At 63.7% G+C, this 22,985-nt stretch carries 20 protein-coding genes, 1 tRNA gene and 2 pseudogenes; 7 read left to right on the forward strand and 16 right to left on the reverse strand.

The annotated features are described in order from the left end of the window. Positions 1–69: 69 nt before the first annotated feature. Positions 70–309: a hypothetical protein gene (locus IVB12_RS29990; protein WP_025035676.1), complete on the reverse strand. Its 240-nt coding sequence runs from the start codon at positions 307–309 to the stop codon at positions 70–72. Further along, positions 297–512 carry a hypothetical protein gene (locus tag IVB12_RS29995; protein WP_247304499.1) on the reverse strand — a complete coding sequence of 72 codons (216 nt, stop codon included), beginning with the start codon at positions 510–512 and terminating at the stop codon, positions 297–299. The genes IVB12_RS29990 and IVB12_RS29995 overlap by 13 nt, the downstream gene beginning before the upstream one ends. Positions 513–685: 173 nt before the next feature. Here IVB12_RS29995 and IVB12_RS30000 point away from each other — a divergent pair, with 173 nt between their 5' ends. The 3 genes and pseudogenes from IVB12_RS30000 to IVB12_RS30010 all read left to right on the forward strand — a co-directional run bounded on the left by IVB12_RS30000 (position 686) and on the right by IVB12_RS30010 (position 5,631). Further along, positions 686–1,858 (forward strand): efflux RND transporter periplasmic adaptor subunit, encoded by a 1,173-nt coding sequence (locus tag IVB12_RS30000; protein WP_247304500.1) that lies wholly within the window; start codon positions 686–688, stop codon positions 1,856–1,858. Beyond that, complete coding sequence (locus tag IVB12_RS30005; RefSeq protein ID WP_247304501.1) at positions 1,855–5,001, forward strand: multidrug efflux RND transporter permease subunit; 3,147 nt, start codon at positions 1,855–1,857, stop codon at positions 4,999–5,001. Before IVB12_RS30000 ends, IVB12_RS30005 begins: the two co-directional genes overlap by 4 nt. A 64-nt stretch (positions 5,002–5,065) precedes the next feature. After that, positions 5,066–5,631, forward strand: a pseudogene (locus IVB12_RS30010) (invasion associated locus B family protein). 9 nt (positions 5,632–5,640) lie between these two features. Here IVB12_RS30010 and IVB12_RS30015 read toward each other — a convergent pair. From IVB12_RS30015 to IVB12_RS30030, 4 genes are all read right to left on the reverse strand, one after another. Next, positions 5,641–6,003, reverse strand: a complete 363-nt coding sequence (locus tag IVB12_RS30015) for a DUF1428 family protein (RefSeq protein WP_247304502.1) — start codon at positions 6,001–6,003, stop codon at positions 5,641–5,643. 170 nt (positions 6,004–6,173) lie between these two features. Further along, positions 6,174–6,247: transfer RNA gene (locus IVB12_RS30020), tRNA-Gln, on the reverse strand. A gap of 493 nt (positions 6,248–6,740) precedes the next feature. Beyond that, positions 6,741–7,544: a hypothetical protein gene (locus IVB12_RS30025; RefSeq protein WP_247304503.1), complete on the reverse strand. Its 804-nt coding sequence runs from the start codon at positions 7,542–7,544 to the stop codon at positions 6,741–6,743. Then, positions 7,498–7,686: a hypothetical protein gene (locus tag IVB12_RS30030; protein ID WP_247304504.1), complete on the reverse strand. Its 189-nt coding sequence runs from the start codon at positions 7,684–7,686 to the stop codon at positions 7,498–7,500. Before IVB12_RS30030 ends, IVB12_RS30025 begins: the two co-directional genes overlap by 47 nt. A gap of 115 nt (positions 7,687–7,801) precedes the next feature. On the opposite strand from IVB12_RS30030, the gene IVB12_RS30035 reads away from it, so the two are divergent. Beyond that, positions 7,802–8,434 (forward strand): acyltransferase, encoded by a 633-nt coding sequence (locus IVB12_RS30035; protein WP_247304505.1) that lies wholly within the window; start codon positions 7,802–7,804, stop codon positions 8,432–8,434. A 396-nt stretch (positions 8,435–8,830) separates the two neighbouring features. Here the strand turns inward: IVB12_RS30035 and IVB12_RS30040 are convergent, their stop codons facing one another. The 8 genes and pseudogenes from IVB12_RS30040 to IVB12_RS30075 all read right to left on the reverse strand — a co-directional run bounded on the left by IVB12_RS30040 (position 8,831) and on the right by IVB12_RS30075 (position 15,932). Next, positions 8,831–9,043, reverse strand: a complete 213-nt coding sequence (locus tag IVB12_RS30040) for a hypothetical protein (RefSeq protein WP_247304507.1) — start codon at positions 9,041–9,043, stop codon at positions 8,831–8,833. 352 nt (positions 9,044–9,395) lie between these two features. After that, positions 9,396–10,433 carry a 4-hydroxythreonine-4-phosphate dehydrogenase PdxA gene (gene pdxA / locus IVB12_RS30045; protein WP_247304509.1) on the reverse strand — a complete coding sequence of 346 codons (1,038 nt, stop codon included), beginning with the start codon at positions 10,431–10,433 and terminating at the stop codon, positions 9,396–9,398. Further along, positions 10,430–11,536, reverse strand: coding sequence for a four-carbon acid sugar kinase family protein (locus tag IVB12_RS30050; protein ID WP_247304511.1), 1,107 nt, complete (start codon positions 11,534–11,536; stop codon positions 10,430–10,432). The genes pdxA and IVB12_RS30050 overlap by 4 nt, the downstream gene beginning before the upstream one ends. Continuing rightward, complete coding sequence (locus IVB12_RS30055; protein ID WP_247304513.1) at positions 11,533–11,934, reverse strand: FAD-linked oxidase C-terminal domain-containing protein; 402 nt, start codon at positions 11,932–11,934, stop codon at positions 11,533–11,535. Before IVB12_RS30055 ends, IVB12_RS30050 begins: the two co-directional genes overlap by 4 nt. A 13-nt stretch (positions 11,935–11,947) precedes the next feature. Then, positions 11,948–12,849, reverse strand: a pseudogene (locus IVB12_RS30060) (ribonuclease Z). A 28-nt stretch (positions 12,850–12,877) separates the two neighbouring features. After that, positions 12,878–13,855 (reverse strand): antibiotic biosynthesis monooxygenase, encoded by a 978-nt coding sequence (locus tag IVB12_RS30065; protein WP_247304515.1) that lies wholly within the window; start codon positions 13,853–13,855, stop codon positions 12,878–12,880. Between the two features lie 15 nt (positions 13,856–13,870). Continuing rightward, complete coding sequence (guaD, locus tag IVB12_RS30070) at positions 13,871–15,268, reverse strand: guanine deaminase (RefSeq protein ID WP_247304518.1); 1,398 nt, start codon at positions 15,266–15,268, stop codon at positions 13,871–13,873. 349 nt (positions 15,269–15,617) lie between these two features. After that, positions 15,618–15,932, reverse strand: coding sequence for a hypothetical protein (locus IVB12_RS30075; RefSeq protein ID WP_247304520.1), 315 nt, complete (start codon positions 15,930–15,932; stop codon positions 15,618–15,620). Between the two features lie 53 nt (positions 15,933–15,985). Between IVB12_RS30075 and IVB12_RS30080 the strand changes: the two genes are divergently transcribed. Continuing rightward, positions 15,986–16,570 carry a DUF1349 domain-containing protein gene (locus IVB12_RS30080; RefSeq protein ID WP_247304522.1) on the forward strand — a complete coding sequence of 195 codons (585 nt, stop codon included), beginning with the start codon at positions 15,986–15,988 and terminating at the stop codon, positions 16,568–16,570. A 55-nt stretch (positions 16,571–16,625) separates the two neighbouring features. On the opposite strand, the gene IVB12_RS30085 is transcribed toward IVB12_RS30080, so the two are convergent. Further along, the gene (locus tag IVB12_RS30085; protein ID WP_247304524.1) at positions 16,626–17,228 is read right to left on the reverse strand and encodes a TetR/AcrR family transcriptional regulator; all 603 of its coding nucleotides are present in this window, start codon (positions 17,226–17,228) and stop codon (positions 16,626–16,628) included. Positions 17,229–17,425: 197 nt separating this feature from the next. Here IVB12_RS30085 and IVB12_RS30090 point away from each other — a divergent pair, with 197 nt between their 5' ends. Both IVB12_RS30090 and IVB12_RS30095 read left to right on the forward strand, forming a co-directional pair. Next, entirely contained in the window at positions 17,426–18,676 is a 1,251-nt protein-coding gene (locus tag IVB12_RS30090; RefSeq protein WP_247304525.1) for an efflux RND transporter periplasmic adaptor subunit, read from the forward strand. A 164-nt stretch (positions 18,677–18,840) separates the two neighbouring features. Continuing rightward, on the forward strand, positions 18,841–22,029 hold the full coding sequence (locus IVB12_RS30095; RefSeq protein ID WP_247304528.1) for a multidrug efflux RND transporter permease subunit: 3,189 nt from the start codon (positions 18,841–18,843) through the stop codon (positions 22,027–22,029). Between the two features lie 206 nt (positions 22,030–22,235). Here the strand turns inward: IVB12_RS30095 and IVB12_RS30100 are convergent, their stop codons facing one another. Further along, positions 22,236–22,682 carry a MaoC family dehydratase gene (locus IVB12_RS30100; RefSeq protein WP_247304530.1) on the reverse strand — a complete coding sequence of 149 codons (447 nt, stop codon included), beginning with the start codon at positions 22,680–22,682 and terminating at the stop codon, positions 22,236–22,238. Between the last annotated feature and the right edge of the window lie 303 nt (positions 22,683–22,985).

Raw genomic sequence — 22,985 nt, forward strand, 5'->3', positions numbered from 1 at the left:
TGAAATCATTCTAAACAAAGATTGGAGTCGTTCTAAAACGAGCGCGAAATCGGCGTCGTGCTCGTGGCATCAGTCGCTGCTCGGCGGCTTCATCAGCGAGAACAATTCGTCGACAGTTTTCTGCGCGACCGCACGCACACGATCGGTGTTGTCCATCCCCGCGATGTTGACGCCGTTGACGACGGCTTTGATCTCGTCGCGGAAGTCGGTGAGAAAGCGCAAGGGATCGCGCTGCTCGTTGGCGACGCGCGCGATCAGCCCCGTGATCAGAATCTGACACGCGATCAGCTTACCGTTCAATTCGTCCATCCCTGCGCTCCATTCGTGGCGGCGCCGATATGACCGATGCTGATTTTCCTGACAACCGAAACGGCCTGCGCGCGATTTAGAACCGTTCTCGTGACCCGCGCGACCTGGAGGCTTTCCGCGGTGTCCCGCAGCGCCACACACACGGCGTCCGGGCATTGGATAACGTTCGCACGCGGATCGTTCGCGCCGAAAAAATGCAGCATTGCACCCCAACGCGCCAGACTGCTGCATGCGGTGCAAAGCTTTCCAATTGTTTAGGATTCTCGACCGATAGTGCTGTTTACACTTAAACTTGGCGTGTATTATACAAGCGCGCTGGAACCCTATGATTGCCCCATAATTCGTAGCTTGGGGGCACGAGAGCCGCCGAGCCGATATGAAAAAAACACGGCCGATCCTCTGGATTCTGATCATCGCGGCCGTGGGCTCCGCGAGTTACTATGGTTGGCAGAAATTCGGCTCGCCTGGGGCCGGAAAGACCCAGACAGCCCAGAAAGCTCCGCCCCGGCCGCAGCCCGTCCCGGTCAGCGTTGCCCCGGTCCAGAAGACCGACTTTCCGGTCTATCTGACCGGTCTCGGCACGGTTCAGGGCTTCAACACTGTCCAAGTCCGCAGCCGGGTGGATGGTCAGATCGACAAGCTCGCCTTCCGCGAAGGCCAGATCGTCCAGCAGGGCGAGCTTCTGGTCTCGATCGATCCCCGTCCCTATCAAGCTGCGCTCGATCAGGCCAAGGCCAAGAAGGCGCAGGACGAGGCGAACCTCGCCAACGCCAATCTCGAACTCCAGCGCGCCATGAGGCTCGGTGAATTCGCGACCGCACAGCGGGTGGATACCCAGCGCTCCACCGTCGCCCAGCTCACCGCCCAGATCGCCGCCGACGACGCGGCGATCGCCAACGCCCAGACCCAGCTCGACTACACGCAGATCAAGTCGCCGATCACAGGCGTCGCAGGGCTGCGCCAGGTCGACATTGGCAACATCGTCAACGCATCGACGCAGACCGGCATCGTCACGATCTCGCAGGTCGAGCCGATCGCCGTGATCTTCACGGCACCGGAAGACCAGCTTCCCTATATCAGCGAAGGCCAGAGGGCCGGCGCGCTCAAGGTGATCGCCTTCACCACCGACGGCAAGAAGACGCTGGCGGAAGGCAAGCTCGCCGTCATCAACAACCAGGTCGACACGAGCAGCGGGACTATTCGGCTCAAGGCGGTGTTCGACAATAAGGACCACTCGCTGTGGCCGGGCCAGTCGGTTTCGACGCGTCTTCTGGTGCGGACGCTGAGGGATGCGACCGTCGTTCCCGATGATGCAGTCCAGCATTCGACCAACGGCCTGTACGCCTATACCGTCAATCAGGACGACAAGGCCGAAGTGCACAAGATCAAGGTCAGCTATGGCATCGATGGCCGTTCGGTCATCGATGAAGGCCTCACGCCCGGGCAGCAGGTCATCACCGGCGGTCAGTTCAAGGTGCAGCCTGGAAGCCTCGTCTCGACAGCGGTGGCGAGCTCGGATCCGGCCCAGAACAAGGTGCGACAGGAATGACCGAGGGCGGGATTTCGGCACTCTTCATCCGTTATCCCATCGGCACCTCGCTGCTGATGGCCGGCATTCTCTTCGTCGGCCTCGTCGCCTACCCCCTGCTGCCGGTTGCGCCGCTGCCGCAGGTGGACTTCCCGACCATCCAGGTCACCGCCAACTTGCCGGGCGGCAGCCCCGAGACGATGGCCTCGTCGGTGGCGCAACCGCTCGAGCGGCAATTCGCCCAAATTCCCGGCATCGCCCAGATGACCTCGACGAGCTATCTGGGCACGGCGTCGATCACCATCCAGTTCGACCTCAATCGTAGCATCGACGGCGCCGCCAATGACGTTCAGGGGGCGATCAACGCCGCCAGCGGCCAGCTGCCGAAGAACCTGCCCTCGCCGCCGACCTACCGTAAGGTCAACCCGGCGGACGCCCCGATCCTGCTGTTGTCGGCCACCTCCGAGACACTGCCGCTGACCAGCGTCAGCGACGCCGTCGACGCCCAGCTCGCCCAGCAAATCAGCCAGCTCTCCGGCGTCGCGCAGGTCTTCATCGGCGGCCAGCAGAAGCCGTCCATCCGCATTCAGATCGACCCGGCGAAGCTCGTCGCCAAGGGCCTGTCGATGGAGGACGTCCGCAGCCAGATCGCCATCACCACCGTCGACAGCCCGAAGGGCAATATCGACGGGCCCAAGCGCGCCTACACGATCTACGCCAACGACCAGCTCACCCACGCCAAGGACTGGAACGACGTCATCATCGCCTATCGCAATGGCGGCCCCTTGCGAATCCGCGATATCGGCCAGGCGGTCAGCGGCGCCGAAGACGCCAAGCAGGCGGCCTGGGCCAACGGCAAACGCGGCGTGTTCCTGGTGATCTTCAAGCAGCCCGGTGCCAACGTCATCGAGACTGTCGACCGCATCAAGGCCACCCTACCCAGGCTGGTGGCCGCTATTCCGCCCGCTATCAAGATCGAGCTGATCAGTGACCGCACCACGACGATCCGTGCCGCGGTCGAGGACGTCCAGTTTACGCTGCTGCTGACCATTGCGCTCGTGGTCATGGTCATCTTCATCTTCCTGCGCAGCTTCTGGGCCACCGTCATTCCCACGGTGACGGTACCATTGGCATTATTGGGCGCGTGCGCCTTGATGTGGGTGGTCGGCTATTCGCTGGACAATCTGTCGCTGATGGCGCTCACCATCGCGGTCGGATTCGTGGTCGACGACGCCATTGTGATGCTCGAGAACATCACCCGCTATATCGAGGAAGGCGAATCCCCGCTCGCGGCGGCCTTCAAGGGCTCCAAGGAAATCGGTTTCACCATCGTCTCGATCAGCATCTCGCTGGTCGCGGTGCTGATCCCCCTGCTGCTGATGGGAGGCATCATCGGGCGCCTGTTCCGCGAATTCGCCGTAGTGCTGGCGATGACGATCTTCGTCTCGATGTTCGTGTCGCTGACGCTGACGCCGATGATGGCCTCGCGCTTCCTGCGCGCGCATGGGGAGGTGACCCACGGCAAGTTCTACCAATGGAGTGAGCGCGCCTTCGACGGCATGTTGCGCGGCTACGAATATGTGCTCGACCACGCTCTGGCCTGGCGCCGCACCACGCTCGCGATCTTCTTCGCCACGCTCGGATTGTCGATTTACCTGTTCATTCTGATCCCGAAGGGCTTCTTCCCGCAACAGGACGTCGGCCTGATCACGGCCACGTCCGAAGCCTCGCAGGACATTTCTTTTAAGGAGATGCTCAGACGCCAGGAGCAGCTCGGCAAGATCATCATGGCCGATCCCGACGTTGCGAGCGTCGCCATGGCGATCGGCGGCAGCGGACGCGCCGGCAACAATGGCGCCCTGTACATCACACTGAAGCCTCGCGATATGCGTGAGGCCTCGGCTCAGCAGATCATCGCGCGCCTGCGTCCGCAGTTCGACAAGGTCGAGGGCGCCCGCCTTTACATGCAAGCGGCCCAGGACGTCCGGCTCGGCGGCCGGCCGACCCGCACGCAGTTCGAGTTCACCCTGCAGGACGCCGATCTCGCCGAGCTCAACGACTGGGCACCGAAGATCCTCGCCAAAATGCAGACGCTGCCGGAGCTGCGCGACGTCGCGACGGACCAGCAGACGCAGGGCACCACGGTCCAGCTCAAGATCAACCGCGACACCGCCTCGCGCTACGGCATCCAGCCGCAGATGATCGACGACACGCTCTATGACGCCTTCGGCCAGCGGCAGGTCACGCAGTATTTCACCCAGCTCAACACCTACAAGGTGATCCTCGAGATCCTGCCCGAGATGCAGGGCGATCTCGAAAGCCTGAACAAGCTCTATTTGAAGTCGCCGCTAACCGGCGAGCAGGTGCCGCTGTCGACCTTCGCGACCTGGACCACCGATCCGGTCCGCCCGCTCTCGATCAGCCATCAGGGTCAGTTCCCGGCGATCACGATCAGCTTCAACCTCGCGCAAGGCGTCGCGCTCGGCCAGGCCACGGAAGCCGTGCAGCGGGCGATGACCGAGCTCGGCGCGCCGCCGACGTTGAATTCGAGCTTCCAGGGCACCGCGCAGGCGTTCCAGCAATCGCTCGGCACCGTGCCGCTGTTGATCCTCGCCGCGCTCGTCGTGGTCTACCTGATCCTGGGCATTCTCTACGAGAGCTATATCCATCCGATCACCATCCTGTCGACCCTGCCCTCGGCCGGCGTCGGCGCGCTCGCGATCTTGATGGCGGCCGGCTTCGACTTCAGCCTGATCGCGCTGATCGGCATCATCTTGCTGATCGGCATCGTGAAGAAGAACGGCATCATGATGGTCGACTTCGCGATCGCCGCCGAACGCGACGAACACAAGACGCCGGAGCAATCGATCCGCCAGGCCGCGCTGCTTCGCTTCCGTCCGATCATGATGACCACGATGGCCGCGCTGCTAGGCGGCGTGCCGCTGATGCTCGGCCACGGCACCGGCGCCGAGATCCGCCAGCCGCTCGGCTACGCCATGGTCGGCGGCCTGATCGTCAGCCAAGCGCTGACGCTGTTCACCACGCCGGTGGTCTATCTCTATCTCGACAAGCTCAACAACTGGTTCTCCACCTGGGGCCGTTCGGGTGACGGCGAAGGCGACGAGGCGCCCGAGCGCGGCACCGTCAAGCAAGCCGCCGAGTAAGCTTGCACCGCACCTCTCGCGACGCTACAGCGGGACCCACGGTTCACGCCAACGCGGTTTCGCCATGTCCATGCAATCCAGACTTGTCGCCCTCGCCGCGGTCTTGTTGTCGACCAGCGCTGCGTATGCCCAGCAGGGCGCCAAGAAGAATACCGCTCCTCCTGCCCCGACCGCACATCCCGCGCCTGTCCCGACGCAAGCGCAGGCGGACGGCGCTCCGGGCCAGCCCGGTTGGATCGTGCGCTGCACCAGCGCGAGCCGCGACGCGCCGCTCGAATGCGCGATGGAGCAGAACGCTGTACTGACCAAGACCGGCCAGACTGTCATCCTGATCAACATCCGCATCGCGCCCGACACCCGCACGCCGATCGCGCTGCTGCAATTGCCGCTCGGCCTCAACCTGCCCGTCGGCGCCAAGCTCCAGGTCGACGAGGGCAAGACGTTCGATCTCGAGATCCAGACCTGCGAGAACCGCGGCTGCTACGCCTCGACACCGGTCGCGCCGGATCTGCTCGCCGCCTTGCGGGCAGGCAAACAGTTGAAGGTTCCTTCCAGAACATGGCCAAGAAAACGATCGCGATCCCGATGCCGCTCAACGACTTCGCCGCGGCCTACGACAAGATCAAGTAACTGGTACCGTCAGGTCGCGATGTCGCCGGCCCGAAGCAGCGTCGAGAAGCCGCCATAGATCATGCGCTTGCCGTCGAACGGAATGTCGGTGCTCTTGAGCCGCGGGTCCGCCATCACCTTCTTGTTGATGGCATCGCGGGTCTCCCGGTCGCGGTAGACGATCCAGGAGAAAACTACGATCTCGTCCTCCTTCGCCATGACCGCGCGCGGAAACGAGGTGAGCTCGCCATAGGGAACGTCGTCACCGATGCATTCGACATAGTCGAGCGCGCCGTGCTCCAGCCAGACCGCACAGGCGGTCGTCGCCAGCGCCTTGTAGGCCTCGATCTTGTCCTTCGGCACGGCCAGCACGAAACCATCGACATAGGGCATCACGGATCTCCTTGGGTTGTGTCACTCAAGGACGATGGGGCGCACTGCGATCCGACACGAAACGCGATTTTCAGATGAGGCAAACGGTCGCGAGCGATGGTGCCGTCAACAAATCTTCGTCCCTGCCTCGGAGAGGCCGGGGCTTAAGCCTGGGAAAAAGCGCCCGGAACTGGCTGGGGAACCTGGATTCGAACCAAGACAAACAGAGTCAGAGTCTGTTGTGCTACCGTTACACCATTCCCCAACGAAGTGCTTGCTTCAGCTAAGCTTTCTTCGGAAGCTTTGCAAGATGGGCTGAAAGTTTCGCAAATCGTCAGTTCGCAGGCCGGTCATATAGCCGGGCCGGCGTTCGCGGTCCAGTCCTTCTGTGGTCAGAACCGTACCCTGTCAAAGTGAAAAACAACCGGCTGCAGCCCCATCTCCACCGGCAGAAGTTCACGCCTCCAGGACGACCAAACGCTATGGTTGCAACGCGCTAGAAATAGGGATGCGTGCAACGCTTTTGCATCGTCTGCAGTGGGGCGACGTGAGTCTTCTAATGGGTGGGCGCCCCTTGTACGAGGAGGCGGACGCTCATGAAGTGAAGCCCGCGGAGCTCTCTCACCACCGGACCTGGTCTCACTCCGGACTTTCGCTCGGTCCTCAAAGGGCTGTGGGAAACGCGCCGAAACTGATATTCGTTACATAGCAATCTGACGACGCTAGGGAGCGCCACCGCGACAGGCGGCATAAACTCTTCACACCCCCATGCCGAGCGCCATCCAGAGCGCGGCCAGGAAGTGCGCCGCGCCGGCGCGATCTCCGGCGCCAGCTGCGTCAAGACGTGCGGATCCGCCTTGGCGCACGCTTCGCTGACAGGACGAAACCAGCCGACGCCGCCATCCGCCTGGATCTCGGTCTCGCACCTGGCGAGCTCGGTGCGCACCTGGTCGGCGATGCCGTGGAATTGCTCGAGCGATGTCGGCAGCGCCAGCGCCGCGATCGTTCATGAAGCCGCCGAGCACGCCGGCGGTAGCCCCGCCCCAGCGGCCATTGAGCACGCCAGGCGAATAGCGCAGCGCCTTGGGACGGCGCTGCACGTCATACAGGATCGGATCGCCCCGCACGTCGGGGTCGAGCGGCTGCACGTTCGGCGGCGCGGCCGCCGGCGCCGGATGCTCCTCGAGTTCGTCAGCCGGCGCGCCGGTTCGGGATGCAGCACCAGCGGCGGCGCACGCCCGAACATCGGCGGCGGCGAATTCGGCTTGCAGCGGCCGTTGTCGAGAACTCAAAATGCATCGGATCCTTGCGCCCCGGAATACCAGCCGCCCCACATCGCGCCCTGGCGACATAATGCATCGACGACGAATTGCGGCATGTTGCCCTTGGCATACAGGCCGTTTTCCTCGGCGTTCAAATGATCCGCGCACCATGCGATGGTTGTAGGCGGCGGCATATTTCGAGATGCCGGCCCCATCGATCTTTTTCTGATCGTGCTGGCAACAGTCCCAGATCTCATTCAACGCCGCGAACAACGCCGGCGCCGCCTTGCGATGAAACATGATCGATTTGACGCGCCGGGCCCTCGTAGTACATCGCAAACGGCGGCACGACCGGAACCATCTGCGGCGCGATCTCGCTATTCCCGGGATCGCCATAGAAGGCGTTTCGCGCAGCCTGCGTGTCTTTGGGCCAATTTGCCACGGCAAATTCTCCATTGAAAATGGTTGAAATGACAGGCTGTTCTACCGGAGGTCGACACCATCACGGGTTGAGGTGGTACGGCGTTACTACGTCTAAAGCCGGGGCACCAATCCAAATGTCGCCAGTTATCGACCTGATCCGGTTCGCAGCCGCGATGATGGTTTGCCTCGGCCATGCCGAGAGTATGTACGGGGGCGGGCTAACATCGCCGCCGCCGCAATGGATGCAGCAAGCCGGCGTCAACGTCTTTTTTCTTCTTTCGGGCTATCTGATCTCACAGACGCTAAATCGTCGCTTAGATGATCCGACCTCTACCTTTCGAGACTACGCGATCGACAGATGGTCGCGCATCTATTCAGCGTTTTTGCCAGCACTGCTGCTCGTCGCAATGATCGACTGGCACGCCATTGATCTTGGGCGCGCGCACAGCGAAACGGTCGAGAGGTTCACGCTGAGAACATTCGCTGCAAATCTGTTCATGCTGCAGGCCCCGGACACCTCACTTCCATTTGGATCAGCAGCCCCGTTCTGGACCGTGGCCATTGAATTCTGGATCTACATGTTCGTCGGGCTTGTCGCGTTCTCACTTCGCGACGGATTCACCCCGTGGCGCATAAGCGCAATCGCGCTGTGGCGGCATCATTCCGGTCTCGTCCCTAACCGGAAACAACATGGTCCTGGTGCCATGGCTACTCGGCGCCTCGATCGCGCGAGCCGGGGTTCAAGGACCGAGTCCCCGCCCTTTTGAGCGCCGCGGTCGCAGCCGTCAGCATCTTCGCCCTCCACATACACCTTTCAACCGGCGGCGCCGTGTACACGTGGAAAGTCAACCTTCTGACGGCGGCCGCCTTCGCGGGGATCATATGGACATCCGAGCGCGTCCCCGGATTTGGTCCTTCGCGATGATATGCGGCAATCGCATGGGGCGCGAGTTGGTCCCACTCGCTCTATTTGATCCACCACTCGATCATGAGCGACTTCGCATCGGAGGTCACAGGCTCGCTTTACGCCTTACCGTGGATGGTGGCCTTTTCCGTCATGGCGTCGATCCTGTTCGCGATGATGACCGAGGTCCATCATCGCCGACTGGCGATCTGGCTAAAGCAGCAACTGCGACCGCGCGCACGGACCTCGCTAAAACCGGCTACATCCGCGCCAGACCACTGAAGGCGTTCTGGGCTGCAACATTGAAGTTGTTGGCATTGGTCCCGTCATCCTGCTCATTGGCAGAGAACACGTGCAAGCCTAACAATGGCGCCGCTATGTCGATTGACGCCGCGGACACCGACACGCGGTTATAGGAATTCCACACGCCGAGAAAGCCTGCGCTTCCGCCCGACGCTGAGTCGCCGAGCATCCAGTCGAGTTGCTGCGACGCATTGCTCGCGTATTTCCGACATAGGTTCCGCGCTGCGGCGCCGGGCCGTTGGTGATCGCGGCGTTGTTAGCAGAACGCCGCCGACCATGACCAGGGCGGTGCCGGCCGACTACACCGTGTCGCTGGTCCAGTCCGGACCGCGAGACAGAGCCCGGCAGCGCAAGCGTATCGACGCGTCGCGCATTGAACGGGTCTGAGATCACCAGCGGCCGTTTGGTGCCGATCCGCTCGGCGAAACGTGCGGCGGCGGCGATTGTACCGCAGCCGAACTCGATCGCCGTCGGGCGGAGGATTTCAATGGGCGTGAAGGCGTTGGTCATCGTGTTCGATCTCATGACTTGGATGCCGAAGCGCCTGCGGCCAGCCGCTCGGCATAGTCGATGGCCTCGATCAGGCTGTGCTCGTTGGCGATGCCCTTGCCGGCAATGTCGAAGGCGGTGCCGTGATCGACGGAGGTGCGGATGATCGGCAGGCCCAGCGTGATGTTGACGCCGGAGAGCTCCTGCCAGCGGCCGGTCGCGGGATCGACCTGGAAGCCGAGCAGCTTGACCGGGATGTGGCCCTGGTCGTGATACATCGCGACCGCAGCATCGTACTGGCCGGCGCGCAGCTTGACGAAGATGGTATCGCCAGGCACGGGGCCGACGACGTCGAGACCGTCGGCGACCGCCTTGGCGATCGTCGGCGCCGAGACGTCGATGTCCTGCCGGCCGAACAGACCGCCCTCGCCGGCATGCGGGTTGAGCGCAGCGATCGCGATCTTCGGCCGTTCGATGCCGAGCCGGCGCAGCGCGCCGTCGGTGAGGTCGATCACCATGCGCAGGCGCTCCGGCGTCAGGCGCTTCGGCACGTCCTCCAGCGCGACATGGGTCGAGACATGGCTGACGCGCATGTTGCCATGGGCCAGCAGCATTACCGAGCCGCGCACGCCGGTGAGATGTGCGAGCATCTCGGTATGTCCAGGAAAATGATAGCCGGCCTTGTTGAGCGCTTCCTTGTTCAGCGGCGCCGTGACGATGGCCGCGGTGCGGCCCGCCTGCGTCAGGCGCACGCCCTGCTCGATCGCCTTGTAGGCAAAGCGGCCGCCGTCGGCGCTGAGCACGCCGGGCCTGATCGGGTTGCCCTCGACGTCGGCCTGAAGAAAACAGAGATTGGGCCAGTCGGCGTTCTCGACACTGACTTCGGGAATGACGACATTGGCGCCGAGTGCCGCTCTCGCGCCCTCAAGCGCCGCGCCGCTGCCGATGATCAGCAGGCGCAGATCGCCTTTCGTGATCCGGTCCTTCAGCCCGACGCAAGCCTTGACGATGATCTCTGGCCCGATCCCGGCGGGATCACCCATGGTGATGGCAAGATGACTAGAGGTCATGTCGGGCTCCCCATATTGAGCAAATGATTGTCCCGGAGTAGATCGCGCCAGAGCTCGCTTGGTCCGAATGCACCGGATTTCGAGATCACGTCGACGCCGGCCCACCGGCCGCCCTGCAAGATCGAGCGCGGCAGTCCCGGCACGATACGTCCCGTGACCTGGAGCGCATGCGCGCCAAGGGCAACGCACGCCGCCTTCAGGGTCTCGCCGCCGGCAACGATCAGCGTGCCCGGAGGTTCGAGCGCCGCGATCAGTGCCGTCATTTCGCGCGCAATCCGCCGCGCCGCCTCTGGGCGGGCCAGGCCTTCGGCGAGAGCGAATTTGACCAGGGCCACGCCGTCATCGGCAAGCTTGCGCCGGACAGGCGCCGCGCTCTCGCCTTCGGCAAGTGCGATAGTTGCCGCGCCGCACGCGGCCAGCTGAGACGCAGTCGCGGCCTGATCCGAGCCGAATAGCCCCAGCACCGGCAACTTCAATTGGCCCGGCGCCTCGGCGCGATGGCTGCGGGCGAGCGCGCCTGCGAGCCCACCGCTTCCGCACCACAGCACAGGCCCTGGCATCCGCCGTCCCATCTCGACGATACGATCGAGGTCGATATCACTTTCGGCATCGAAAACCTGAACGCCACCCTGCGATAGGGTATCGGTCCCGCCCTGCCGCGCCTCGATGCCTTCCTGCCGCAGCTCGGTCAGGAGATTGTCGCCGACGCGATGCCACTCGCCTTGTAGCGTGCGCGCGAATTGCTGGCCGTCCACGGTGCGGCGCCCCTGATAGTCGAAGGCGGGCGCGACTACGCAAGACGCCCAATCGCCGCTGTGCAGGCAGGCGCCGAGCTCGGCCGCCCACGCGCCACGAAGCAGACTATCGAGCTTCTTGTAGGCGATCGTCGGCCCACGGAGCTGCGGCGCCAGTCGTCCAACGATCTCGACGCTCTCGGCTTTCGACCGCTCGCGGGTACCGCTATCGATCGCGAGGCTCCGACTGTTCGGCACTGCAGGCACAGGTGGCCAGGTGACGTCGAACGGCCCGCACAGACCGACGAACTCCGCCGCGGTGTCGAGTGCACCGGAGAGATCGTCGGCAAGCAGGCGGACGCTTGTCATCGTCGCGCGCCTCCGGCACTAAAGATCTTGCCCGAATTGATCAGTCCATTCGGGTCGAGCAAGCGCTTGATATCACGTATCAGCTCGATGTCGAAGGGATCAGTAACGCGAGCGAGGCGGCCGCAATTGGTGATGCCAATGCCGTGCTCGGCACTGATGGCTCCGCCCTGCGCGGCGGTCTCGTCGTCGACGATCTCGTTGATCTCCGCCACCAGCGCGGCCGTGGCAGCGCGATCTTGGCAACGCGCGCGGTCAATCAGGGCGATCACGTGGATGTTGCCGTCGCCGATATGGCCGTGCATCACGACGCGCGCATGCGGGACGGCGGCCTTGATCCGGGCTTCGACATTGGTCACGAAGACGTTGCCGCCGATCTGGCAGGAGCCCTCGGCACCCATACTGACGCGAGTGCTAGATGGCAATGCGGTCGAAGTCGGCAGCGATCCGGGTGTTCGGAAAAATCCCGGCTGCCTCCGCAAGGACCTCATCGTCGTCATAACGGCCCGACTGATGCGTGAGCACGAGCTGGCCGACGCCGGTTTCGGCCGCAAACGCAGCCGCATCGCGCGCAGTGAGGTGCCCATAGTCCCGCGCGGTCGATGCGTCGCGATCGAGGAACGTTGCCTCGATCACCAGCAGATCGGCGCCAGAAACGTATTTGGAGAGGTCTTCCGTCGTTTCGGTGTCGCCGATCACGATGAGCTTCCTGCCGCCGCTCGGCGGCCCCAGGACTCTTCCGGGTCGATGATTCGATCAGCGAGCACGACTGGTCGTCCCGCAGCCAATTCTCCCCGCATCGGCCCGTCTGGAACGCCCAGCTCAGCAAGGCGCTCCGGCCGAAGACGGCGGCGGGCGGGACTCTGGAAGGCGAAGCCAAAACTGTCGGTGTCGCGATGGCGAACCGGAAAGCAGTCGATGGTGAAGGCGCCCGCGTCGATGACCTGCCCTTCGCTCAGCGGCGCGAACTCCACCGCGATCGGCGCCCTGCCCGCGCCCCACAGACTTGCGAGCAGGCGGACGACGAGGTCGAGCGTGCGCTGCCCTGCATGAACGGTCATCAGGTCGGCGCTCTGCCGCAAGCCCAGGGTTGAAAAGAGACCGGGAATGCCGAGCACGTGATCGAGATGGGCATGCGTCAGCAGGATGCGGTCGAGCCGCCGAAAGCCAGCGCCAGCGCGCAGCAACTGGCGCTGCGCGCCCTCGCCGCAATCGACCAGAATGCGCTTGCCCGCCGCCTCGACCAGGAGCGCCGGATGGTTACGCTCCGCCGACGGAACGCTGGCCGAGGTTCCGAGAAATGTCATGGCGAACATGGTCTCACGTGTCCGGTTGTGGACGGTCTCACCGCCCCCAATGCCATGCGAGCAGCAGCGCGTACAAGCCCATCGACGCGGCATAGAGCGCGGCCAGGAGTGCGTATCCTGCGATCCGGCGTCCGATCCTCGCCTTCGGCGCGATCCACCAAGCGAGCGCCTTGAAGGCGGCGGGCACCAGCCACCAGCCGAGCAGCTGGGTACTGACGAGATTGCCGACGAACAGCGACAGCCAGACCGGCACGCCGTGGCTGTCGATCAACGGCGCGCTGATGAAGTAGCCCCAGAGGTAGACCACGGGATAGAGCACCAGAAGGACGATGAGATTGCTCTTCCAGATCAGGCCAGGCCCTTGCTCCGGCGCCTTGCCGGCCGGGAACCAGAAATTGAAGCCGTAGCTCGCCCGCTTCACGCTCATGCCGGCGTTGAAGCGCGCGCCTTCCCTCAGCAGCGACTGCCGTAACGACGAGTCCAGCCATGCATTGAGGTTGGCATCCGAGTCGAACGACAGGATGATGATCCATTCGTCGTGCAGGCCCGGAATCGGCCGCTCGATCTTGTGGCGCAAAAATCCCTTGAACTCGGCCTCCGCGGTCTGAATGCGCTGCTGCCATTTGAGGAACGCGTCCTCGAGTCCGTCCGGCACCTTGAACGAGATCACGGCAGAGACTGCGCTGTCGCGTTGCACGCCGGTGTCGGGCAGGATGTGGACATCCTCCGACCCGACGAAGAAGCGCTGCACCTCTGCGATGAGCCGCGCTCGCACATCGCTCTGAAGCCAGGCGCGCGCTGCCGCCGGGTTCGCGAAGCGCAGGATCGTGACCCAGTCGACATGCGCCGGCGGTTGCGGCGGCACCACCTCCTGGCTGAGGAAGCCGGGCCAGGCCTTGAGCACTTCACCGACCTCGCCGCTCCACCGCGCGAACGCGGCAAAGCCGTCGTCGGCAATGCGGCGCTGGATGACGAGGGCGACCGGCTGGCCCGCCGTATCAGGAGATGCGCTCATGAGCAGCCGTCCGCCTCAGCTCTTCTTGTAGAGACGCTTGCCCATCACCCAGGTCTGGTCGACGCAGCGATCGTCGCCGACCATCGTCACGGCGAAGAGCATGCTCGCAGCCTCGTCCATCGTGCGCGGCCCGCCGCCCTCGGCGATCAGCGACTGGTGCCAGGGCTGCGCGGCTTGCCCGCCGTTCGGATCGAGCGCGACGAAATCGGCCTCCTTGCCGGGCTCGAAATTGCCGAGCTTGTCGTCGATGTAGAGGCCTTCGGCACCGCCAAGCGTGATGGACCAGAAACCGCGGTACGGCGAGAGCTTGTTGCGCTCGGCTTCAGCGAGATCCTTGCGCGCCGGATCAATGCTGCCATCGAGCAGCGTGTTGTTGCACATGCCGACCTTGTAGGCATCGTCGAGCACGGAGATCATCGAGAAGCGGTTGCCGCCGCCGACATCGGTGCCGAACGACATCTTCACGCGATGCTCCGGATCGGTGGCGCGGCCAATGCGGAACAGACCGCTGCCGAGGAACAGGTTCGAGCACGGGCAGAACACCACCGCGGCACCCTTCTTCGACATGCGACGGAATTCGTTGTTCGAGAGATAGACGCCATGGCCCCCGGAGAATTTCGGACCGACGAGGTCGAACTTCTCGTACACGCCGAGATAATCCTGACAGTCCGGGTGCTCGACGAGCACGCCGCTGCATTCGGCCGGGTTCTCGGAGATGTGGGTGTTGACCCAGCAGTCCGGATGCTCATGCTTGAGGCGCTGACACGCTTTCAGCAGCTCCGGCGAGGCACCGAAGGCGAAGCGCGGGGTGATGGCATAGAGGTTGCGGCCCTTGTTGTGGTACTGCGCGATCAGCCGCTTGCTGTCGTGATAGAAGTTCTCGGGCGTGTCGACATAGTCAGCCGGCGCATTGCGATCGATGCCGGTGAGGCCCGCGATCACACGCATGTTGCGGCGGGCTGCCTCCTCGAACAGCTCCTCGGTCGACACTGGCGACGAGCTCGTGAACGCCTGGCACGTCGTGGTGCCTGAGGCCAGCAGCGCGTCGAGGAAGCGCTTCACGCCCTCGCGGGCATAGCTGCGGTCCTTGTATTTGAGCTCTTCCGGATAGATCCACATCTGCAGCCACGGCAGCAGCTGCTCGCCATAGGCGCCGAGCACCCGGGTCTGCGGCAGATGAATGTGGCCGTCGATGAAGCCCGGGACGATGATGCGGTCCTTGATATGGGTGATCTGCACGCTCGGATGCGCGGCGGCAATCTTGTCATACGGGCCGAACGCCTTGATGACGCCGTCGGTGACGACCATGAGGCCGTCCTGGTGAAAGCGCGCGGCGGCCTGCTCGTTGCCGATGTGCTTCCAGGGGTCGTCGACGAAGTCGAAGAATGTGCCGCGAATACCGACGGAGCTCATGATTTGGTCCTTCCTCTAAGTCTGTGTGGCGTGACGCGCCGAGGGCAGCGCGATTGCAGGCAGCGTGGCCCTCGCCGCTCACCGCGAAATGGCAGGGCGCGCTGATGAGGCCGCCGAACAGGCCGTGGCTGCGCTCGTCCTTGGAATTTGGCTGAACGGCACGACGCACTGCAGAATCGGCACGACCCTTCCGTTCGCGCGCCCGGCGTCGGAAGCAGGTGCAGTCATGGCTCACGCCCCTCGGTCTCCACCGGCCGCGTCTTTCGTGCCCGCAACGAGAGGCGACGATACAGGTTGCGGATCTTGACGCACGGAGCGTGCCAGAACTGTGTGTAAAAACCCTTAGGAGTTATCGTATCCATGCGGAGACTTGACCGCTGATGCCGTGGGTCGAGGGCGCAAAACAAAAAACGCGAAAACAACCCCATGCACAGTACAAATCATTGATGAATTTCAGGCCGAAGCGTTCCAGCCAGGCCATTTGACTCGTCGGGCAAAACAGGCGCAGACTTGCATGATCGCCGATCGTGAATCCGACATCGCGCGACGCCGTTAACGTTTCGGAAGGCATCGCGGCTTCGAACGCGCGCGCTTCGACGTCAGGCCAATTGTCGAAGGCGCGAGGCAGTGCATCCGCGCTCGATCTCGGTTTGCGCAACGCCACGCTTGTCCGGCAGATGGATTGAGTCCGGCAGGCGTCGGCAATCGAGGTTAGAGATGACTCTCCGCAGAGCTGACGGTGTGTGGCTCAATGAACCGGAACGATGGACGGCTGAGGGCGATAGCCTAAAGATCATCACTGACAAAGGCACCGACTTCTGGCGCGAAACCCACTACGGCTTTAATCGCGACAGCGGGCATTTCCTGGGCTTCCCGACCGGCGAAGCATTCACGGCCAGTTTACGCGTTCAGGGCGATTTCCAGGCGCTCTACGATCAGGCGGGCATCATGGTGCGCGTCGATGCGGAGCATTGGGTCAAGGCCGGGATCGAACTCTCGGACGGCCGCGCGATGCTCGCGAGCGTGTTAACCAACGAGCGATCGGACTGGGCCACGGCATCCTATGAGCATGATGCTGGCGATGTCTGGGTGCGCGCGACCGTCGCCAACGGCGTCCTTCGTTTGCAAGTTTCGGCCGACGGCAAGTACTGGCCCCTCATGCGGCTAGCACCGTTTCCGGCGGCGAGCTCTTATCTTGTGGGGCCGATGGCCTGCACACCGGAACGGGCGGGGCTAGAAGTCGTATTCTCGAGGTTTCATCTGACACCGCCGCTTGGAAAGGACCTACACGACCTGAGCTAATTGGCCGTTCTGCGATCTCAGATCGACGTTCACCACAAAGCCCTCCCGCTCGCCTCTACTCTCGCTCCGACTGCGCCTCGACCGCCTGTACGGCGACACTTGCCACCTGCCGCAGCGCCTCGCGCTCCGCGCCCGAGGACGCCATCACGCCCATGCCGACCGCGACGGCGGAGACGTAGCGCGCGAGCGCGGCGGGATCGGCGCTTTCCTTCAGATCACCTTCGGCTTTGGCCCGAACAAAACGGTCGTGGAGCTGGTCTTCGTTCTGGGCGCGGCGGGCGGCGAGCTCGAACGGGACGTTCTCGGAGCCCGTACCGCAGGCGATGCCGCCTTGCACCAGTAGGCAGCCGGGCGGATTCGCCGGATCGGTCTGCTTGTCGGCGATGCCCATCAGCATCCGCTCGGCGACGGCGCGGGCGGTGGGTGCCGCGACCACCTCGTCCATCCAGACGGCGCGCAATTTGGTGTAGCGGTCGAGCGCGGCCTTCAGCAGGCCTTCCTTGTTGCCGAAGCAGGCGTAGAGACTCGGCGGATTGATGCCCATGGCCTCGGTGAGCTGGGCAATGGTCGCGCCCTCATAGCCATGGCGCCAAAACACTTCCATCGCCTGATCCAACGCCATCTCGGCGTCGAACTCGCGGGGGCGTCCCATGCCCATGTGCCTGTCTCCTCGGAATGGCGTCCTGTAGCGGCCTAACGCCTGATCGTATCTATTTGTTCTGGCTTTCTTTTCTTGTGTCTTCCAATCGTCGCGGTATCGACGTACAATTTTCTTCGTGAATGAAACATAAGTATCTTGCACTGCGGCATCCAGCTCCACATCTGTAGTGAACACTACATATCTGGAGCGCGCAAATGCATCCCTCCCAAAATACCGCCCGCGCCGGCCGTTTCCGCCGCCTCCTCGGTGGAGTCGCCATCGTAGGCGCCCTCGCCGTCGCCGGCTCGATCGCGACCGGCCGCTACTTTCACGCGGCGCAAGCGACCGCACCCGCGGCCGCGGCCGCGGCCGAACAAGCCGTTCCCGTCACCGTCGCGATGATCGAGCCGCGGCAGACTGTGCTGTGGGACGATTTCTCCGGCCGGCTGGAGGCCATCCACCGTGTCGAGCTGCGCCCCCGCGTCGCGGGGGCGATCCTGTCGACCAATTTCACGGAAGGTGCGTTGGTGAAGGCCGGCGACGTGCTGTTCAAGATTGATCCGGCGCCTTACGCGGCAGAGGTCGACAAGGCCAACGCCCAGCTCGAAGCCGCCAAGGCGCGCGTTGTCTTCATCCAGAGCGAGCTCGAGCGCGGCGCGCAGCTGGTCGGCAACGCCGTGGTGACGCGGCGCGACTACGACCAGCGCGAGAATGCCAGTCGTGAAGCGATCGCCAACGTGAAGGCGGCCGAGGCAACGCTGCAGACCGCAAAGCTCAATCTCGGCTACACCGAGGTGCGCGCGCCTGTGGACGGCCGCGTCGGCAAGATCGAGGTCACGGTCGGCAATCTTGTCGCCGCCGGCACCGCCTCTCCCGTGCTGACCTCGCTGGTCTCGGTCAATCCCATCTACGCCTCGTTCGACGCGGACGAAGAGGTGGTGCTGCGCGCGCTGAATTCCATTGCAGACGGCTCCGGCCAACGCGGCAAGCTCGACCAGATCCCGGTGGAGATGACGACCTCCGGCGGCCTTTCGGCGAAGGGCCACATCCAGCTGATCGACAACCAGGTCAACGGTCAGAGCGGCACCATCCGGGTCCGCGCGGTTTTCCCCAACGAGGACGGCCGTCTCATCCCCGGCCAGTTTGCCCGGGTGCGCATGGGGCAACCGAAGCAGCAGACGCTGGTTATGATCGACGAGCGCGCGATCGGCACCGACCAGGACAAGAAGTTCGTGATGGCGGTCGGTGATGACAGCCGCGCGGTCTACCGGCCGGTCACGCTCGGCGGCGCCGTCGATGGGCTGCGCGTCGTCACCTCGGGCCTGAAGTCCGGCGACCGCGTCGTGGTCAATGGCTTGCAGCGCGTGCGTCCCGGCGCCCTGCTCAAGACGGAGGTGGCGACGATGGGCGCGCGAGGGCCGCAGCAGGCATCCAACCACAGCAACCAGGACGTGGTGCAACGCTAATACTTTCCGTCATCCCGGGGCGCGCGTAGCGCGAACCCGGGATCCAGCAGTTACGAACTCCGACCACTTCACCTCTGGATTCCGGGTTCGCTGGCTTCGCCCGCGCCCCGGAATGACGGCTGAGCTATGTGGATACGACCAAGACATTGCCCAGGGGCAAAGCCATGAATCTCTCGAAATTCTTCATCGATCGTCCTATTTTTGCCGGCGTATTGTCGGTCCTGATCTTCCTTGCCGGCCTGATCTCGCTGTTCGCGATGCCGATCTCGGAATATCCCGATGTCGTGCCCCCTTCCGTCGTGGTGCGCGCAACCTATCCCGGCGCCAACCCCAAGGTGATCGCGGAGACGGTGGCGACGCCGATCGAGGAGCAGATCAATGGCGTCGAGAACATGCTCTACATGTCGAGCCAGGCGACCACTGACGGCGCGATGACGCTGACGGTGACGTTCCGCCTCGGCACCGACCCCGACAAGGCGACCCAGTTGGTGCAGAACCGCGTGCAGCAGGCCGAACCGCGCCTGCCCGCCGTCGTGCGCCAGCTCGGCATCATCACCAAGAAGTCGTCGCCCGATCTCACCATGGTCGTGCACCTGTTGTCGCCGAACGGCCGTTACGACATGACGTATTTGCGCAATTACGCGGTGCTCAACGTCAAGGACCGGCTTGCGCGGATTGACGGCGTTGGCGACGTGCAGCTCTATGGTGCCGGCGATTATTCGATGCGGGTCTGGGTCGATCCGCAGAAGGCCGCCGAGCATGGCCTGACTGCGAGCGACATCGTGAGGGCGATCCAGGCGCAGAACGTCGAGGCCGCGGCCGGCGTCGTCGGCTCCTCCCCGAACGTCAAGGGCATCGATCTCCAGCTCTCCGTCAATGCCGAAGGGCGGCTCGCGAACGAAGAGCAGTTCGGCGACATCGTGGTCAAGACTGGCGCGCGTGGTGAAGTGGTGCGCTTACGCGACGTCGCTCGCATCGAGCTTGGCGCGTCCGAATACGGCCTGCGCTCCCTGCTCGACAACAAGCAGGCGGTCGCGATCCCGATCTTCCAGGCGCCGGGCTCCAACGCGCTTGAGATCTCCGATCACGTCCGCGCCACCATGGCCGAGATCAAGAAGAACATGCCCGAGGGCGTGTCCTATCAGATCGTCTACGACCCGACCCAGTTCGTGCGCTCGTCGATCGAGGCCGTCATCCACACGCTGCTGGAGGCCATTGCGCTGGTGGTGCTGGTCGTGATCCTGTTCCTCCAGACTTGGCGCGCCTCGATCATCCCGCTTCTGGCCGTGCCGGTGTCGATCGTCGGCACCTTCGCAGTGATGCACGTGTTCGGCTTCTCCATCAACGCGCTCAGCCTGTTTGGCCTGGTGCTCGCGATCGGCATCGTCGTCGACGACGCCATCGTCGTGGTCGAGAACGTCGAGCGCAATATCGAGGCCGGGCTGTCGCCGCGCGATGCCACCTATCAGGCGATGCGTGAGGTCTCCGGCCCGATCATCGCGATCGCGCTGGTGTTGGTCGCGGTGTTCGTGCCGCTCGCCTTCATCTCCGGCCTGACCGGGCAGTTCTACAAGCAGTTCGCGTTGACGATCGCGATCTCGACCGTGATCTCCGCGGTCAACTCGCTGACACTGTCCCCGGCCTTATCGGCGCTGCTGCTGAAAGGCCATAACGAACCGAAAGACAAGCTGACGCTAATCCTCGAAAAGACGCTCGGCTGGTTCTTCCGCGGCTTCAACAAGGCTTTTACGCGCTCCTCGGAGAATTACAGCGGCAGCGTCACCAGAGTGATCTCGGGCAAGGCCGCGGTGATGGGCCTCTACGTGGTCCTGGTCGGCCTCACCGCCCTCTTGTTTCAGCAGGTGCCGAGCGGCTTCGTGCCGGGCCAGGACAAGCAATATCTGGTCGGCTTCGCCCGCCTGCCCGATGGCGCCACCCTCGACCGCACCGAAGAGGTGATCCGCAAGATGAGTGACATCGCGCTGACCCAGCCCGGTGTCGAGAGCTCGGTCGCCTTCCCGGGCCTGTCGATCTCCGGCTTCACCAACTCCTCCAACGCCGGCATCGTGTTCTCGACCCTCAAGCCGTTCGACGAGCGCAAGGACCCTTCGCTCAGCGGCGCCGCCATCGCGGCCGAGCTGAACAAGAAATATGCGGGGATTCAGGAAGCCTTTATCGCCATGTTCCCGCCGCCGCCGGTCAATGGTCTCGGCACCATCGGCGGCTTCAAGCTCCAGATCGAGGACCGTGCCGGTCTCGGCTATGAGGCGCTGAACGAGGCGACCAAGGCGTTCATGGCGGCGATGCAGAAGGCCCCGGAGATCGCCGGCGTGTTCTCGAGCTTCCAGGTCAACGTGCCCCAGCTGTTCGCCGACATCGACCGCACCAAGGCGCTCCAATTGGGCGTGCCCGTGACGGAGGTGTTCAACACGCTTCAGATTTACCTCGGTTCCTACTACGTCAACGACTTCAACAAGTTCGGCCGCACTTATTCCGTCCGCGTGCAGGCTGACGCGCCGTTCCGCGCTCGCGCCGACGACATCAGGCAGTTGAAGGTGCGCTCGTCCTCGGGCGACATGGTGCCGTTGTCGGCGCTGCTCACGATCCGCCAGAGCGCGGGGCCGGAGCGCGCGATCCGCTACAACGGCTTCCTGTCCTCCGACATCAATGCGGCCGCCGCTCCCGGCTTCTCCTCCGGCCAGGCGCAGGAGGCGGCGACGAGGATCGCCGCGGAGGTGCTGCCGCCGGGCTTTGCCTTCGAATGGACCGATCTGACTTATCAGGAGTTCATCGCCGGCAATTCCGGCATCTGGGTGTTTCCGCTGGCCATCCTGCTGGTGTTCCTGGTGCTGGCCGCACTCTATGAGAGCCTGACCTTGCCGCTCTCGATCATCATGATCGTGCCGATGGGCCTGCTGGCCGCGATGTTCGGGGTCTGGGTTTCGAAGGGCGACAACAACGTCTTCACCCAGATCGGCCTGATCGTCCTCGTGGGACTCTCGGCCAAGAACGCGATCCTGATCGTCGAATTCGCGCGCGAGCTCGAGTTCGCAGGCCGCACGCCGATCCGCGCCGCGATCGAAGCGAGCCGGCTACGGCTGCGCCCGATCCTGATGACGTCGATGGCGTTCATCATGGGCGTGCTGCCGCTGGTGCTCTCCACCGGCGCGGGCTCGGAGATGCGGCGCGCCATGGGCGTTGCCGTGTTCTCCGGCATGATCGGCGTCACCGTGTTCGGCCTGTTCTTGACGCCGGTGTTCTATGTGCTGCTGCGCACCGTCACCGGCATGAAGCCGCTGACGCATCACGGCAGCGACACCAGCGCGGCGCCGGTTCAGGGTTTAGGGCACTAGATCAACGAAATCCTGATACCAGCAACAGAACGAGCACGGTCTTGCGAAAGACCGTCTCGTTGACGCGGTGGACGCGATCCCTCGAACCAAGCCGGCAGGCTGATCGCGAAATCGACGAAGACCTTCCCCGGGGCCGAGGTGACCACCTTGCCGGCCGCCCGCAAGCATCTCCGGCGCGGCGTGGGTCAATGGTGACGCCGGCGACCTCAGCTCCGCCGCGGCACGATCGCGATCGGGGTGAAGGTGTAAACCTCCTCATCGTTCTGATTGAACATCGTCCACTTCACCAACGCGATGCCCTGCGGCTTCGACTTCGAAGGCGTCAGGCTCATGACCTCCCCGATCAGATGGAGGCGGTCGTTGGGCCGCACCGGCATCGTCCAGCGCAGGCCATCGACGCCCGCGCCGATGAGCGGATGCGGGCCAAAGGGTCGGGTCTGGATCGCAAGATTCATGGCAATTGCGGCGGTGTGCCATCCCGAGGCAGCGAGCCCCCTGAACAGGGTCTCCTTGGCGGCCTCGTGGTCGAGATGCATCGGCTGCGGATCAAATTCGGCAGCGAACCGCTTGATGTCGGCCTCGGTGACCTCGACCTCGGGGGATCTGAACCGCATTCCGACGGAGAGATCGTCGAACCATTCGACCTGCGCCATGATTTTGCCTCGCAATCCGATGCACCGCCTGCGAAGTCGCGGCCCAAAGGCTTGAGCAATAGCGGGACCGCAGCGCACAAACCGGCCCCGGGGTTCCGGCGAAACCCCTTTCCCGATGCGACGAAACACGCCTGAAACAGATGGCCGGTTAAGTGGTTGTCAAAATAAATACAGGGACGGCCACCATGCAATTCCTCTTCGACCTGATCTACGAATATTCATGCTGCCAGAATCTCGTCGCCCAGCCGCTGGGGGAGGACGTGCTATGATCGAGCTGATCTCTGCCCTGCTTGCCCTTTGCAG

Source organism: Bradyrhizobium sp. 179, assembly GCF_023073535.1.
Taxonomy (GTDB): domain Bacteria; phylum Pseudomonadota; class Alphaproteobacteria; order Rhizobiales; family Xanthobacteraceae; genus Bradyrhizobium.

Bases quoted from the DNA above. Each gene is read 5' to 3' on its own strand.
- IVB12_RS29990 (WP_025035676.1), bottom strand. From the start codon at position 309: ATGGACGAATTGAACGGTAAGCTGATCGCGTGTCAGATTCTGATCACG.
- IVB12_RS29995 (WP_247304499.1), bottom strand. From the start codon at position 512: ATGCTGCATTTTTTCGGCGCGAACGATCCGCGTGCGAACGTTATCCAA.
- IVB12_RS30000 (WP_247304500.1), top strand. From the start codon at position 686: ATGAAAAAAACACGGCCGATCCTCTGGATTCTGATCATCGCGGCCGTG.
- IVB12_RS30005 (WP_247304501.1), top strand. From the start codon at position 1,855: ATGACCGAGGGCGGGATTTCGGCACTCTTCATCCGTTATCCCATCGGC.
- IVB12_RS30015 (WP_247304502.1), bottom strand. From the start codon at position 6,003: ATGCCCTATGTCGATGGTTTCGTGCTGGCCGTGCCGAAGGACAAGATC.
- IVB12_RS30025 (WP_247304503.1), bottom strand. From the start codon at position 7,544: ATGTTTCATCGCAAGGCGGCGCCGGCGTTGTTCGCGGCGTTGAATGAG.
- IVB12_RS30035 (WP_247304505.1), top strand. From the start codon at position 7,802: ATGTCGCCAGTTATCGACCTGATCCGGTTCGCAGCCGCGATGATGGTT.
- IVB12_RS30040 (WP_247304507.1), bottom strand. From the start codon at position 9,043: ATGCTCGGCGACTCAGCGTCGGGCGGAAGCGCAGGCTTTCTCGGCGTG.
- pdxA (WP_247304509.1), bottom strand. From the start codon at position 10,433: ATGACCTCTAGTCATCTTGCCATCACCATGGGTGATCCCGCCGGGATC.
- IVB12_RS30050 (WP_247304511.1), bottom strand. From the start codon at position 11,536: ATGACAAGCGTCCGCCTGCTTGCCGACGATCTCTCCGGTGCACTCGAC.
- IVB12_RS30055 (WP_247304513.1), bottom strand. From the start codon at position 11,934: ATGGGTGCCGAGGGCTCCTGCCAGATCGGCGGCAACGTCTTCGTGACC.
- IVB12_RS30065 (WP_247304515.1), bottom strand. From the start codon at position 13,855: ATGAGCGCATCTCCTGATACGGCGGGCCAGCCGGTCGCCCTCGTCATC.
- guaD (WP_247304518.1), bottom strand. From the start codon at position 15,268: ATGAGCTCCGTCGGTATTCGCGGCACATTCTTCGACTTCGTCGACGAC.
- IVB12_RS30080 (WP_247304522.1), top strand. From the start codon at position 15,986: ATGACTCTCCGCAGAGCTGACGGTGTGTGGCTCAATGAACCGGAACGA.
- IVB12_RS30085 (WP_247304524.1), bottom strand. From the start codon at position 17,228: ATGGGCATGGGACGCCCCCGCGAGTTCGACGCCGAGATGGCGTTGGAT.
- IVB12_RS30090 (WP_247304525.1), top strand. From the start codon at position 17,426: ATGCATCCCTCCCAAAATACCGCCCGCGCCGGCCGTTTCCGCCGCCTC.
- IVB12_RS30095 (WP_247304528.1), top strand. From the start codon at position 18,841: ATGAATCTCTCGAAATTCTTCATCGATCGTCCTATTTTTGCCGGCGTA.
- IVB12_RS30100 (WP_247304530.1), bottom strand. From the start codon at position 22,682: ATGGCGCAGGTCGAATGGTTCGACGATCTCTCCGTCGGAATGCGGTTC.